At 58.8% G+C, this 15107-nt stretch carries 10 protein-coding genes; 6 read left to right on the top strand and 4 right to left on the bottom strand.

Features of this window, described 5'->3' with window-relative positions; all coding sequences use genetic code 11:
* Nucleotides 1-203 precede the first annotated feature (203 nt).
* From Mal65_RS16175 to Mal65_RS16165, 3 genes are all read left to right on the top strand, one after another.
* Nucleotides 204-890 carry a response regulator transcription factor gene (locus tag Mal65_RS16175; RefSeq protein ID WP_145299711.1) on the top strand — a complete coding sequence of 229 codons (687 nt, stop codon included), beginning with the start codon at nucleotides 204-206 and terminating at the stop codon, nucleotides 888-890.
* Between the two features lie 168 nt (nucleotides 891-1058).
* Nucleotides 1059-1259, top strand: coding sequence for a hypothetical protein (locus Mal65_RS16170; RefSeq protein ID WP_145299708.1), 201 nt, complete (start codon nucleotides 1059-1061; stop codon nucleotides 1257-1259).
* 338 nt (nucleotides 1260-1597) lie between these two features.
* Nucleotides 1598-3754: a right-handed parallel beta-helix repeat-containing protein gene (locus Mal65_RS16165; protein WP_165701320.1), complete on the top strand. Its 2157-nt coding sequence runs from the start codon at nucleotides 1598-1600 to the stop codon at nucleotides 3752-3754.
* On the opposite strand, the gene Mal65_RS16160 is transcribed toward Mal65_RS16165, so the two are convergent.
* From Mal65_RS16160 to Mal65_RS16150, 3 genes are read right to left on the bottom strand one after another with little or no spacing between them, the layout of a single operon-like run.
* A complete protein-coding gene (locus Mal65_RS16160) occupies nucleotides 3745-4914 on the bottom strand; it encodes a prenyltransferase/squalene oxidase repeat-containing protein (protein WP_196784223.1) in 1170 nt (389 codons plus the stop codon). The genes Mal65_RS16165 and Mal65_RS16160 overlap by 10 nt on opposite strands.
* 24 nt (nucleotides 4915-4938) lie before the next feature.
* A complete protein-coding gene (locus tag Mal65_RS16155) occupies nucleotides 4939-10659 on the bottom strand; it encodes a coiled-coil domain-containing protein (RefSeq protein ID WP_145299702.1) in 5721 nt (1906 codons plus the stop codon).
* A gap of 6 nt (nucleotides 10660-10665) precedes the next feature.
* The gene (locus Mal65_RS16150) at nucleotides 10666-11241 is read right to left on the bottom strand and encodes a dCTP deaminase (RefSeq protein WP_145299699.1); all 576 of its coding nucleotides are present in this window, start codon (nucleotides 11239-11241) and stop codon (nucleotides 10666-10668) included.
* A 413-nt stretch (nucleotides 11242-11654) separates the two neighbouring features.
* Here Mal65_RS16150 and Mal65_RS16145 point away from each other — a divergent pair, with 413 nt between their 5' ends.
* Both Mal65_RS16145 and Mal65_RS16140 read left to right on the top strand, forming a co-directional pair.
* Nucleotides 11655-12266 carry a hypothetical protein gene (locus Mal65_RS16145; RefSeq protein ID WP_145304979.1) on the top strand — a complete coding sequence of 204 codons (612 nt, stop codon included), beginning with the start codon at nucleotides 11655-11657 and terminating at the stop codon, nucleotides 12264-12266.
* Between the two features lie 300 nt (nucleotides 12267-12566).
* Nucleotides 12567-13847: a M48 family metalloprotease gene (locus tag Mal65_RS16140; protein WP_145299697.1), complete on the top strand. Its 1281-nt coding sequence runs from the start codon at nucleotides 12567-12569 to the stop codon at nucleotides 13845-13847.
* Here Mal65_RS16140 and Mal65_RS16135 read toward each other — a convergent pair.
* Nucleotides 13745-14212 (bottom strand): hypothetical protein, encoded by a 468-nt coding sequence (locus tag Mal65_RS16135; RefSeq protein WP_145299694.1) that lies wholly within the window; start codon nucleotides 14210-14212, stop codon nucleotides 13745-13747. The genes Mal65_RS16140 and Mal65_RS16135 overlap by 103 nt on opposite strands.
* Nucleotides 14213-14529: 317 nt before the next feature.
* Here Mal65_RS16135 and Mal65_RS16130 point away from each other — a divergent pair, with 317 nt between their 5' ends.
* On the top strand, nucleotides 14530-14964 hold the full coding sequence (locus tag Mal65_RS16130; RefSeq protein ID WP_145299691.1) for a hypothetical protein: 435 nt from the start codon (nucleotides 14530-14532) through the stop codon (nucleotides 14962-14964).
* Nucleotides 14965-15107: the final 143 nt, after the last annotated feature.

Genomic DNA, 15107 nt, shown 5'->3' with positions numbered 1-15107 from the left:
CCGCGGGCCTGGAATTCACTGAATATTCACCGTTTCCAAATCGTTCCAGCAGGTGCGAAAGAACAACTTTTCAACCAATATGACGCTGCCGTTCGTTTACCGAGGCGAATTCACGCCGCCGCAATCCTGCGGAAGCCAAACTGAGGTTGGAAATCATGATGGTGACCACGTCCCCGCTGCCGACAAAGCGACTCCAAAGCCCCATGTCTGAAATCAAGGTCCTGGTGGTCGAAGACTACCAACCTCTTGCCGAAACTCTGGAATACCAACTGCAGCGGGCCGGTTACGAAGTGCACCGCGCCGCCGACGGCCGCGAAGCCTTGGAACAGGCCAGTTTGTTGTTGCCCGACGTCGTTTTCTTGGATGTCGATCTGCCGGTGTTAAGCGGCGTCGAAGTTTGCAAGCAGCTGCGTGCCAACACGAAAACCCGCGGCACGTTGATCCTGATGCTCAGTGCATTGGGTGAAGAATCCGATCAGGTGGTCGGATTTGCCGTGGGCGCCGACGACTACGTCGTGAAACCGGTCGAGAGCTACAAAGTCCTGCTGCAGCGTTTGAAGGCGCTGCTGCGTCGTCGCGAACCGATCGTCGACGACCACGATTCGGTCACCCACAAAGGCGTCACGGTGGATCGACGTCGTTTCGTCGTGACGTTCCAAAACGAACCGCTGAAGCTGACCCGCAGCGAGTTTCGATTGCTGGACACACTGATCCGACAGCCGGGACGCGCGTTCGGCCGCGGAGAATTGGTCGACGCCGCATTGGGTGAAGACACGATGGTTCTGGAACGCACCATCGACGTCCACGTGCGTGCATTGCGGAAGAAGATGGGGGCGGCCGCCGACCTGATCGAGACGGTCCGCGGCGTCGGATACCGATTCCAAGAATAGCCAGGTTTCGGGAAACCGCTTGGGCAGCGTTGGCTGTGTCCCGCCGTCCCGGTGGAACCCGGATATTCGTTTCAAGTTCACACTCGTTTTGGATCGATGGATGTCACAGTCGGCCGATCCCAAATCGGCCGACGAGTCCTCCGTCGCCACGAGTCAACGAGAATCGAAATGTCCGAGTCGGCTTCCACGCCTGAAGAACTTGTCCTGGCCATGTCCGTGGATGAATTGCAAGAATTGTTGACGGATATGGGATTCGAGCCGACTGAACGTTTGGCGACGTCCATTCGCGAACTGGTCCAACACACCGGCAGCCTGGACGCATCGATCGTTGCCCTGCACGACGCTGAAGTCACGCGGCGGGCCGCCTAAGTCGCCGGCATTCTGGTTTGGCAGCCGGATGCTTTTGACGCGTCGAACCCGACGGCCCGCCGGCCGGTTCGACGCTTCCGCCGGGACAAGCCGTCCTGGCAATTCGCCATCAACTGCGATGATCTCTTTTGTCGCATTCTACGCGGCGCGGCCGTCCATCGATTGCATGGCCGCAGGCGAAGGCGCACAGTGGGAAACCGCCGATACACCGACCTTGTATCGGCCTATCACAGGCAGCCGACATTCACAATCAATGCCATCGATGGTGGTGTGATGCGATGATCGGCTGGTTGCCGCCTGAAAAGGCGTCCCGCCCCACCCCGCCCACCGCTAGATCCATGCTTGCACAACTCGACGCACGATTCGTTTTTGGACGAATCGCTTCGATGGTGATCCTAAGTTGTTTGTTGATTGGTGTTCATTGCGCCGCCGCGGAGTTCCACGTTCGTGCCGACGCGGCATCGGGTGGCGATGGTTCAGCCGAAGCACCTTTTCGAACAATCCAGCAGGCCTGTGATTCGATCGCGGCGATGCCCACGCTGCAGCGTCAACGTCAGGGGGTGACCGTTTGGATTGGCGGAGGAATCCATCGCATTGATTCGCCGATCCGACTGGGGGCTGAACACAGTGGCGCCCTGGATCACCCCGTTCGATTCGCGGCGATGCCTGGCGAACAACCGGTGATCAGCGGCGGGGTTCCAATCGGATCCCAGGCGGGACAATCCTGGCGACGCCACGATGACAAACGCTGGGTGGTCGATTTGCCCAAACGCGCCGATGGTTCGCCATGGCGATTTCGCCAACTGTACGTCAACGGCCAGCGAAGGTACCGCGCGCGGACGCCTGACGAGGGCTTTTATCGTGTGGCCGCCTGTCCCGAAGGCACGCCAAAATCAGTTCACTATCACACCGACTGCAAGACCTTTCAGTTCCACCCCGGCGACTTGCGATCCGACTGGAAGAATCTTCAAGACGTCGAAGTCATCGTGTATCACTTTTGGACCGATTCGCACTTGCCGATCGCGACCATTGATGACCAGACGAACACGGTGACCTTCGCCCATCGTGCCGGTAAAGTCTTCACGAATGATTTCAGCGAAGAAGGGGCCCGCTACGTCGTTGAGAACGTGTTCGAAGCGTTGGACCAACCGGGCGAATGGTATTTGGATTCAACTCAACAGCGTCTGTACTACTATCCACACGCTGATGAGGACATGACCAAAGCGAATGTGGTCGCACCGCTAGCGTCACAGATGGTGGTGATCGACGGCGATGTTCAATCGCAAAGATTTGCCGAACACATTCGGCTCGAAGGTTTGACGTTTCGGTATTGCTGTTTCGATTTTCCGCCCGGCAATTCCAATGATCAGCAGGGATCCGCCAGTATTCCCGCCGCGGTGGAATTCAACGCCGCACATGATTGCGTCCTGGACCATTGTCGTTTCCATGACTTGGGCACCTTTGCGATCGATATCAAAGACGGTTGCGTTGGGAACCAAGTGACCCATTGCGATTTTTCGGACTTGTCCGCCGGAGGGATTCGGATCGGTGGCGGTGATGAAAAGGCACCGCCGTGGTATCGGACCGAGAATAACGTCGTGTCGGACAATCGTTTGGTGGGTTACGGAATCGATTTTCCGTCCGCCGTGGGCATCTTGCTGACCGACACCTCGGGGAACCGTGTCGCGCACAACGAAATCAGCGGTGGTGAATACACCGGCGTTTCCGTCGGGTGGACGTGGGGATATGGCCGCAGCATCAGTCGCGACAACCAGATCGAAGACAACCACATCCACGATATCGGCGGAATGCTAAGTGATCTGGGTGGGATTTACACCTTGGGCGTTTCACCGGGCACGGTTTTACGTGGCAACCACATTCACGACATCGATGCCAACGGTTACGGCGGATGGGGCATCTATCATGATGAAGGATCGACGCACATTTTGGTGGAGAACAACTTGGTGCACGACACCAAGTTTTCTGCGTTCAACATCCACTTTGCAAAGGAAGTCACCGTTCGCAACAACATCTTTGCGCTCGGGGAATTGGAACAGTTGAGCCGCAGTCGCGTGGAACCGCACGTCAGCGTCTATTTTGAAAACAACATCGTTTACTGGACCGAAGGCAAACTGTTTAGCAAGAACTGGAGCGATCAGGAGTATTCGTTCTATCTGCATCCGAAGAACAGTTCGGGAACCGCACAACGCACCGAAACGTCCGTGTTTGACTGGAACTTGTACTTCAATCCGAATGCCACCGCGAACGACGCTTTGTGGGACGGCGGTTCACTGGCCCAGTGGCAACAACGGGGCAAGGACCGCAACGGTGCGTTTGCCGATCCCGGATTCGCTGACCCAAAGAACGGTGACTTTACGATGTCGCCAACGTCGCCGGCGCTGAAACTTGGCTTCAGGCCGTGGGACGTTTCCACGGCGGGACCGAGGGGTGATGTTGGTCCGCCGGTGATCGATGCAACCGACGATCAGCGTTGATAGATCGGCAAGTAGTGATAGCGAACGCTAAGACTAAGCACTGCCAACGCGGTGGTGTAAATGGGGCCGATGTTTCGTTCTTCGCTGCGATAGCCGTGCCACGATCCATCGCCGCGTTGGTCTTTCAAAAGAATGGCGGATGTCAGACGACGGGCTGTGTCGGCGTAGGTATCACCCACCTGGTACATCGCTTGGGCATAGTAGTAGATGCCGTAAAAAAAGAAGCGTTCGTTGGTTCGCGGCGGATGTTCCAACAACCATTTGGCGGCCGCGGTGACGACCGGTGATTCGTAGCGACCGCAGACTTGCATCGCCAGCAAGCCGGCGGCGGTCATTGCAAAGGTGCCACTGCGGGACCCCGGCATGTAGCTGAACCCTGCCGCGGCATCGCTGATCCTGCCGTTGGGCAGACGCTGGGCCGTGGACGATTGAACCAGGTAACTGACCGCTTGGTCAATGGCTTCGCCGGGGACATGCATGCCATCGTTGTTGGCCGAACGCAGGGCCATCAACTGCCAAATGGAAACCGATAGATCGGAATCGGTCGAATCCGGTGCATACCGCCAACCGCCTTGCATGCTGCTGCGTTTCTTGACCTTTTGAGCCTGCAGGATCAGCCCGATCGCTTGTTCCAGGGCTTTGTGCATTCGAACGTTTTGGTCGACATCGATTCCCATCCCCAGCATCTCGGTCAGCATCAGCGTGATGATGCCATGACCGTACATTTGTGATCGGTCGCGACGCCCGAAGTATCCGTTGGGGTCCTGGTTGTCTGGTTTCAAAACGAATTCCAGAGCCCGCGTCATCGCCTTGCCCCGGTCGGTTTGGCGATCGGGTTGAACGCCCACCGATGCCATGGCCATGATGGCCAACGATGTCATGGCAACTTCGTTTTGACGATCGGCAATCGAACCGTCTTGGCCTTGCCGGTTGACCAGGTAGTCGACGGCTTCGGATACCGCATTGTCGACCTCATCGGGCACGTACAGTCCGGACCAATCGGCATCGTTGTCCGTTTGGGCCAACACTCGGGACCCGCCAGCGATCGCGATCACGCCGGCCAGCATGGATCCGATGAAGTCGCGGCGCATCGGCAATGTCACGTGGCGCTGCCGCACGGTCATCGGCCGTGTTTCATTGCGGAAAAAGGATGAAGACATTGGGCGATTCACCGAGGGATTCGTTCAAGGCGATTTTGAATCGGTCGCCTGGGCTGCGACGGCTCGGAAATACGCTTCGACATCGCTGCGGTATTGTGGCGGAACGCTGGCGTCGGCCGGGCCGGCCGCTTCATCGCTTTCCTGAGATCGCAGATCGCCCCAACGACTGCCCAGCCGCGCGGCGTCGGTGCCATCGACTTCGCTGGGGCCCACCACGGCACGTCCATCAGCAAACCCCGATTGTGGATCCGAGGGTGGAGCATCATTCAGGTTTTCGCTGCTGGATGAACCCGATGATGATTGTCCGGTGTTGGTACCGGAACGAGCGTTTTGGCCATCGGCGGCGTCTTGGCGTTGACGAGCCATGCGTTGCTGTTGCCGCCGGATCGCTTCGGCCAGCGTGGGGGATGTTTCCAGTGCGGTGGACGCTTCGCCTGACGGCGGTGCGTCCGCTGGGGATTGCTGCGATGACGAAGCGTCGGCTTGCGAGGATGTGCCATCTTCGGTTGGTGACGACGGTGCGGCGGCGGTCGATTCGCCCAGCAACGCGCGGTCCAGTTCGTCCAACGTTTGCGCCAGCTTCTTGCCCTGGGCTTGGCGGTCGATTCCTTCGGGTGTGGAAGCCGGCGGCCGTGGTGGGGTCACGGGCATGGAAGCCAACAGATCGGTGATTTCATCGGACCGTTGGTCGATGATCGTCGCATGATTGGATAGCCGTTCAACGATCCGGCGACCAAAATTCGAATCATCTTCAGATTCCGACGAACGGTCGGGTGTGACGTCGTGGCCAGTCTGACGCGCCGCCTGTCCCGCGGTCGACAGTTTGACGGCCAAGGCTTCTTCGTCCAGACGACTGCGGTGACGCCCGGCGCGAAGCAAACGCTCCGCCGATTCATTGACCGTGGTCGCGACCTGTTGTCGTCGCTGAAGGGTGCTTTGTGCGGTTTCGTCCGATAGCCACAACTTGGTGTTTTGCAGGGCGTCAGGACGGAACGAATTAAGGTCCACGGCAATCTGTTCCAAGCGATCCACCGAAGACAGCACCAGGTCGGCGGTGACCGATGCCGCGGGGTTCATCGCGTCGGACGGCTTGGGCGACTGCTTGCCGATGGCCGCTTGTGTTTCATTCCATTCCCGTTGTTTCGTTTCGGCCAGTTCCAGGGTCAATCGTATTTGTGATTCGGCGTCTCGATTACGTTGACGTTCCTGGCGAAGCGAGGCCATGTCGACCTGTGATGCAACGTTTCGGGACGCATTTTCCATCTTGCGGTCCATTTGGCGACCGAGTCGTTGGACCTGTTGCAAACGTGTGCCGGCTTCACGCGTTTGACGTTCCCAGAACTTGGCTCGTTCTTTGCTTCGGCGAAGCGTCTCGTCGCGGGCGGTTCGAGCGATTTCCAGACCGCGTTGTTGATCACGGCGACGACGATCGATGTTGCGATGAATGTCTTTACGCGAAGCCACCTGGGCGACGACGGCGACTTGTTCCAGTTGTTCGTTGACCTTCAACAGATCGTTGGCCAAGTCGTTGGCCGTGTCGGTCAGTTGTGCCAGCGATGCGTCTGCGGAAACCGACAATGCAGATCGGGCACGGTCCTGAAGTCGCTCGGCCGTCTCTCGCGTCATCCGGATAGCGGCGGCATCTTTGGCCATCGTCGCCGCTTTGACCGCTGATTCCAGATTGGCTTTGGCGACGTCGATTGCGGCATCACTAAGCGATTCTATCTGCGCGGCCAATCGCCGTTTGGCTTCCAGGAAAGCCGGATCCGCTTTCTCGACCTCTTGAATCAACGCGGATTCCGACGACACCGAGGCGTCCATCAATTGTCCCGCTTCTTCGACCGCTCGGACGGCGATGTCGACCAGCGACAAACGCATATCGGGGTTGGTTTTCAACTCTTGTTCCAGCCGCCGCAGCAATTCGTGCGGGTCTGCCTTGGCCACGTCGGCCAACTGTTCGGCCTGTTGGAATCGTTGTTCGATTTCCTGGCCGTTTTGCAATGATTCGCCTTCGTTTCGCAATTGCTGTGACAGTTCGGATTCCGACGCGACTGCTGATTCGGCGTCCACGGCTTGTTGATGAAGCTGTGCCATTTGCGACGTTTGTTGCAGCCGACGCTGAAGCTCCGCTGCAGCCGCTTGAAACGATTCGTTGTCGGATTCGAATTCGGAACTTGCTTTTTCCAACGACGATTGCACCAGCCTCGCGGCCGTTTCCATGTCTCTTGCACGGTCACGCTGCAGTCGATCCAGGATGTCCGCTTGATTGGCGGCATCAATCAGGGCTTCGATCGTTTCGCGTGTCAAACGTTGGGCTTCCTGCCACGCGGCTTCCGTCGCGGCGTCGGTCACGCCGGCCGATTCGGATTCGGTGGCCGATTCGGCCTGCGGCGAATCTTGCTGTGATGCCAGTGCGGCCGCCTTTTCCGTTTGGCGACGTGCCGCATCGGCCAATTCATCGATCGGCAGGACCCACCGAGCCAAGCGTTGCCGCGCAGCCGCAAAGTCAGGTTCCAGTTGTTCCAGGCCGCTGTTTAGAGGCTGCAGCAGGCCAGCGATTTGCGGCGCCATCGATACCAAGACGTCGTCGCGATAAAGCCGAGAATCGATGGGACGCGAAACACTTTGGAAGGCGTCACCGTAACGCGTGCCGTCGATGGACTTGATCGCGGCTTGGTTTTCCTTCGATTCGGAAACCGCTGGTGACCGTTTCAATGCGCGAGCTTGTGCTTGAACGCCATAGGCATAGCGACGCATTGTCAGCGGGTGGGTGATGCGCCGGATGGGATCGGGGGCACCGGAGATTTCATCGGCCGCTGCCTGACGCAGCAAACCGGCGTCTTGAGCCAGCATTGCTCGGGTCTGCAGCAGTCCCACATCATCAGCGATCTGGCGAAGTGCCTGGGCCGGTGAAATGTCCGAATCGGGGCTGGGCGAATCGGGGCCGTCCGATGCCTGGATCAAAACGTGGTGCACTGCGCGGGAGGCCAAATTCATATCCGCGGCCCAGCGGGTATCGAATACTTGGCGACGACGATGCCACTGTTCGGCAGCCTCCAGCGACCTGTTCAGGTTCTGTCCCAGCGGGGCATTCCAGGGGACTGTGCTGTGATGGGAAAGTTGCCAGTCGGCGGACGCTTGGATTGTTGGCGTCAAGTCTTGCCGGGCGGCCAAACCGGATTCGGCTTTCGCCAGGTCCGACAAGATTCGATTGTCGATCGTACGGCTGCGGATCTGTTGGCCGATTTGCTGTCGCAGTTGATCGACCAGATCCGGCCCGACCAGCAACAGTTCTTCGTCATCGATTCCATCGCGCAGACGTTGTTGCCACTGGACACAAAACTGTCGCCACTGATTTCGCCAGCCCGCCGATTTTTCCGACAGCCAAGGTGCGCGGGACGTCCACATCGCCGCCATCGTGTCCAACCGTGCGGCGGTGATGCCCAGCGTCCGTTGCCAACGTGTCGGTGATAGATCCGATTCCGCCCCGATCGCGTCCAATGAATTGGCCAACGTCGTCAAGTCGGTCAGACGTGCGATCGACAACTGCTGTTCCAGCCATAAGGAGGCCAGTTGGCTTCCCGATTGAATCGCGGCCTGCGTTGATTCGACTCGCTTGCCTTGGTTCTGATGCCAACGACGTAGGACCGCCAAAAATTCATCGGCCATGATCTCCGGTGCATCACCTTGATCGCCTTGCCGGGTGATGGCACCCGACATCGCGGTGGGATGATGAATCAGATCATCGCTGACTTGTTGAATCAGGCGGCTCACACGTTCCGCTAAAACCAGCTGGTCGACACGGTCGGTCGTCTGCATCCAATCGTCCAGCATCTGACTGACCGCGGCGGCATCGTCGGCCAGTGTCTGCGATTCGCTCAGGTATTCCTGCAGGAACTGTTGGTACGCCACCGGGTCGGACAATGCGCGTTGGTCTTTCCAGGGTACTGACCATGTGATCCAGCGCTCGGCCACCGGATCGGCGTCTTTCAGCAGCGTGATGGTGGCGACGACGATGTCCGACAAAGCGTCCAATTCGTCGTTGCGATTGGCCCGCATGCCTGCATCGGAAAGCAGGATCTGGATCAGCTCGGTTTCCGCACGTTGGCCCAATCGATCGACCACGACCCATTTGACGTCGATCGTATCTCCGTCACGCACGTTGTCGCCCAAGCCGGCTTGTTGGGCGGCTTGGACCAAATCCCATTCCGATCGTGCCGTCAGCGTGCGCTGGGCGATATCCGACGGGGGGAAAAGATCACGACGCAACCATGCCCCGCCGTTGAAGCGAAACTCTTGAAAGGCGTCGGCGATCGGCAAGTCATCATCAAACCGGCCGGCCAGCACACTGATCTCATCGAATGCGGCGACTTGTACGTCTGGCACGGATCCGTCAAATCGCACCGTTGGACGACGATCCGAAACGGGAGTCACGGAATATTGTGGACCGAACTCATTTCCGACTCCTGATTGTCGGCTGGTGGCGGTGACTTGGTACCGGCCCGGTACCGTCAGAGGCACGTTGACGCGATACAGAAATCCGTCGTCATCGATTTGGTTCATCGCCAGCGTGCGATTGCCCGTGAACCGCAGCGTCGCATCGTCGACCGCTTGATTGAATGTGATGGTCAACTGGACCGATGCTCCCGACAAGCCTTCCAAGTCGCCCGTGTCTGACCGTTCGGTTCGGTCTGGCAAGTCTGCATAGTCGGGGAACCGGTAAAGCATTTGAAAGTCGACCGGTTGGGGACGTGGCAATGGATCCAGTCGATGCCACAGCGTTACCGCGTCACCTGCGATGATCCGATATTCCACCGGATTGGAACCCACTGGCACATTGGCGCTGCGGCGGTCCGATTGGACGTCCGACTTCTGGATCACCGGTTCTGCTTGATTGTCCGTGGATGCCGATGATCGGTCTGACATCGTCACGGAAGTGATCCGTCCGTGTCGCGATTGCCAGGGCCAGAAGAAGCGGCTGGGTGCGTTGTCGGCTTCACCGCCGGTCGTCGCATCGACGATTGATCGGTACTGCAACGTCGCGTCGTCGGCGGATCGGCCGGACAGTTCCACCCACACGGCGACCGGATTGCCGGCGGCGACGTATCGCGACGGCGGTGACGGTTCGATGATGTCGATTTGGGTCAGCGAAGCACGCTGGACGGCCAAGCCCGGAACGCTGACACGAATGATCCGGCGCATTGCCTGTAAGTCCGGGATCAACGAGGCGATCGCGAACAGGAACGCAGTCGTTACGCCGATCGCCAGCGGGCGGCCCAGCAGGCCCATCGGTAACAATTCTTTCACCGGCATCGTCGACAATCGCTGGCTGATGCGACGTTGCAGGCTGTCTTGAAGTCGAGCCGAGCCGTTGGTCGTTTGGGGATCGGCCAGTTCGACGGCCGACAGTAGGTCGTCGCGCAATCGCGACGATCCGGCTTGCATGCGGCGGGCCAATGACTGCGGCGACGAATCAAACATCTGACGCAGCCCGAATCGCCAAGCGGCAACGACGGCGATCGCGTCGACCAGCATTGCGACCGCCCATCGCACCGTGTCCGACGGGCGTGCGAAATGGTCAAGACAAGCCGCTGCAGCGGAGGCGGCCAGGAATGCGACCACGCCCGCGATCAGGCTGCGGCACGCGAGCATCCAAGTGCGGCGGCGGGCGAACGACGTGATCGCTTGGTACGTCGTCGGATGTAGACTTAATTCGTCCATCGAGCCCGTGGGGATCGAAGCCATCGGCGGCTACCGGTCGGCAACGATTGAATCGAAGTTCAATTCCATTTGAACATCGCTGTCATCAAAACCCAATTCGCGGTACAGGTGGCTGGGTTGGATGTCGTGGCTGTTTTGGTGTTTGTCGCTGGAATAGTCTTCACAGTGGCCGGCAAGTTCGGCGTACAGGATCTGACACACTTGCATGCCCGGATAAATCTTGACCGGTTGAACGCAATGCAGTTCCAACGTCCAGGTGCCACAGTACCCACAATGTCCCAGGCTGCCGCCAGGACAAACGAACAAACCCAAACGGCTTAGCGACGCCCGGCCACGCACCATCGGCACCAAGCGATGGGTCTCGGTGTATTCGACGGTGCGTCCCAGGTACAAGAAATTCGGCTGCAAAATCAGGCCTTCGGCGGGGATTTCGATCCGCCGGTATCGATTCGGCGCCGCGGCGTCCAAGACGATTTCTTCGTAGATCAACAGCTCGTTGTGCAGGCTGAGATCGTAGCTGTTGGGATTCAGCCGGCTGGGATTGAACGGCGAGATGGTCAAATCGTGATTTTGCCGCCGAAGGATTTCTTCGCTGGAAAGGAGCATGCGATGGCCGCGTCGTAAAAGGCGAAGGGAAGAACGATTTCGGCGGTCCGGCCGATTCGGGAAAATCCGTCCGGTGGGATGGACCCGTGGCACAGCGGACCAGAATCATCGGTGGACGCAACGCGGGATACGAATCGACCTAGATTTCGTCGCCTTCGCCGCAATTTCCAACGTCCTGGACCCCGATTGTCTGTCGCACGTGACCGCTCTGTCAATCATTTCTGCGGTTCTTCGGGATAGAATGCGGGGCATCCGGACGATCCGGACACCCTAACCGCTCAAAACCACCTCACGCAGGAATTCCAACTGTGATCTCTGATCGTTTCGCACTATTTGACACCGGTCGTCCGAATCGTCCCAGTCTGCGTGTCCGTCCCGCCCTTTGGATTACCGGCGTGATGGCCGCGCTGACGATGCTGGCCGGTGGACCTGCCACGGCATGGGAAACGACCGAAACTGTGTTTGAAGAGGATTTCGAAAACGGCACCGACCGTTGGGAAATCTTGGATCCCGGCACCTGGAAATTATCGGAAACCGATGGCAACCGCGCTTTGGAAATCACGGCTCGCAAAAGCGAATACGAACCACCGCATCGCAGCCCGCTGCACGTCGCATTGGTGAAAGATTTGGAGCTGGCCGATTTCGAAATCACGTTCCGCGTCCGCAGCACCCTGGACACCGGAAACCATCGTGATTGCTGTGTCTTTTTCAACTACCAAGACGACAAGCACTTTTATTACGTCCACTTGGGGGCCAAGCCGGATCCGCATAGCGGACAAATCATGATCGTGAACGATGCGGATCGCTTGGCACTGACCGAAAACGAAAAAACGGTTCCCTGGGACGACGGTTGGCACACGGTCAAGCTGGTCCGCGACACGACCAAGGGTTCGATCGACGTCTACTTTGACGATATGCAATCGCCGCATTTGTCGGTCGTCGACAAGACGTTCGGCAAAGGTCGCATCGGCATCGGATCGTTCGATGATTTGAATGAGTTCGACCAGATCGTGATCCGCAAATAGCGTCATGCTCGTTTCCCGCCCCGCCAGAAAGGCCACGATGGGACCGCGGAGGCCGTGCCGCCCGCAGTAGTAGAACCGTAACGACCGGGACGACCGGATCGGTCGGCAAACCCGGTCGTTGGTCCACGATGACTGGGGCTTTTACGTTCGCGATTTCGGGGGCGGCGACGATCGGTGATCTAAACTGCGATCTTTCACCGCAACGTCATTTGGTTGTTCCGGCAGGGCACCGGACAGCCAATCGGGGCCGGCGTTGGGACGACACCGTTTGCCAACTATCGAACCGACGGAAGTCTTGTTTTGTCGCTACTGCTATTTTTGGTCGTCATCATTTCGCTGGGATGTGGAACGCTGCCGCCGATTCATGTTTCGGTCTGGCAACCGTTTGCCGCAACCGCGGCTTTGGTCGGCGGTTGGGCACTGCTTTGTCATGTCGGCGTGCGACTGATCGCCCGTCAAGCCATCGCCGGCGACCTGGATCGCTGGCAGGCGGTGACGTGGATGGAACGTCAATTGGCGATGTTTCGTTGGTTGACGCTTCCGGCAATTGTTCTGTGTCTGGGCGGATTCGGCCTGGGACGGATCTTGGACGACGTGCCTGTGACCGACCAGTCGATGGCGGTGCGAGCGATCGTGTTGTTGTTGCCGGGATTGCTGATGATTGCGGCCACTTATTCGGCGGAAAATTATTACGGGGCGCTTCTGGGGTATGACCAAACCGGATGGCGTGGCCACGTGCGGTATGTCGGCCAACTGACGCGGACGGGGCTGGCGTGGCTGGTCTTGCCGGTCGTGGCATTGATGGGTCTTTGTGATCTGGTGTCCTGGGTTTCGGCAGATCCCGCGGTCAATCAGTGGCTGATGCCGCTGGCGGTGGTGTTGGTCGTGGTGACCGCCTTGCCACTGTTCATTCGCCGTGGACTGAAAACCGAACCGATGGATCCGGCCCGCCAAAAATGGGTCGCCCAAATTTTGCGTGCGGTGCATTTGCAACGGCTGGCCGTCCGTCGATGGGACACCGGCGGCACCGCGTTCAATGCGATGGTCGCGGGGATGTTTGATCCCTTGCGGACGATGCTGGTCAGCGACCGTTTGCTGGATCGATTGCCTGATGACCAGATCGCCATGGTCGTGCTGCATGAGGCGGCGCATGTTCGGCGACGCCACGTCCCGTTGCGGATGCTGTCGGTCTTGCCGGCATGGGGCGCCGGAATGCTGGTCACTCGTATCGCGGGGCAATCGGATTACGCCGTCACTTTGGGCACCGCGGCGGGCATTCTGTTCACGGTTTTGATTCTGCGAATCGTTTCGTACCGGACCGAACGCGATGCCGACCTGTATGCGTGTCGCTTGGCCGCTCAGATTGGTGACCAAGTTCCTGGTATGCCCAGTACGGTCGAACAAGCGGGGGCGTCTTTATCGGCCGCTCTGACTCGAATCACGGCCGATCACCCGTCGATGCGTCGCGCCACGTGGCTTCATCCCGGGTTGGAGGAACGATTGGATTCTTTGCGAATCCACACCAGCCCGAAGCATAAAACGGCCGCGGCCGGGACCATGGCGAATCCCGCGATGCCGTGAATCCACATCAATTCGTGCATCGCCTCGGTTCCGAACATCGGTAGCATGCACGCAAAGACCGTGGCGATCGTCACCCAGCCGGTGATCAGCACCAGCCAAAAACCGAATCGTTGACGCCGGTTGCTGGTGGTCGGGTGGACCATCTTGCTGAAGCCCACGACGGCCAGCAGCGGCAAACCGAAGACCAACGCCCCGCTGGCGGCCATGTGGGCCATCAACATGGAACCGCCCAGGTGGTCCGATGACAGGGACGGCAATGACGTGATGGTCAGCAAAATGACCACCGCCGCAACGGCAAACGCGATGATGGTGACCAGTCGTGACTGCATGACTTGGCGGGCTTGAAACTGGGGCGGCGTGTTCAAGGTAGTCTTCTACGTCCTTGCGTCGGCAAGCGGTTGGGGGCAGGTGGGACGTCGGTGCCGCCGACACATTGGGATTCGTCGGCAGGCGGCCGGAAATGAGGACCGCGTCTAGGCGAAATGACGTCGGTACAGTCTAATGCTTCGTCACACCGACCGGCACCCGTCCGTCGCCCCCCGCGACATTGCCCCCGTTGATTGACGCCCTTGAGGCGGTCGATTGGGCGTCCGGCATGCAACGGTTTCGACGCCCGGTCGGCGTAGAAAGACGGATTTTTGACCAAGCAATTTCGCGATTTCTCCCCAACACCATTTCGCAGATGACCGACGAAGCTGAAAACGATTTCACGCCCCCGGGTGCCGAAGATTTTGTCGTTTCCGAAGACAGTCTGGACGAACACGGTTTCGCCTCCGTCTGGAACATCGTCTCTTCGACCGTCGGCGACGATCTGTATCGGACTCGCGAAGTCGCCGGACGTCTGATGGGATTTCTTTGCAAGCACGAATGTGACTTCGTCGTCACCAGTTCGGCCAACGCGGAATACCTGGATCAGAAATTCGAGCAGGACAAGAAACTGCTGCACGACTGGAAGGCGGAAAGCGAGATGGTCGACATCATCGCTCAGCATGCCGAAGTGCACTTCAAAACGATGAAGCTGTTCTTGGCCAACCGCCGGTACAAGCCCGACGCGAACTACAGCCCCACGCGGGCGAATCGCAAGAAGTGGTTCGAAGAAACCTGGAACATCGGCTGATTCCGCTTCGGCTGAATTGGATCTGGCCGACTGGACTTCGGCTGAATTAAATTCGACCAGGCGTTGATCGCAGCCCCTTCGGTCACGGTGAAGGCGTCGCCGCCGGAATCCGTCGGCAACGACCGACCACTCGGCGGGCGCAA

Source organism: Crateriforma conspicua, from assembly GCF_007752935.1.
Lineage (GTDB): Bacteria > Planctomycetota > Planctomycetia > Pirellulales > Pirellulaceae > Crateriforma > Crateriforma conspicua.
Note: the sequence above shows the minus strand (reverse complement) of the source record. Positions and strands in the feature narration are given on the sequence as shown.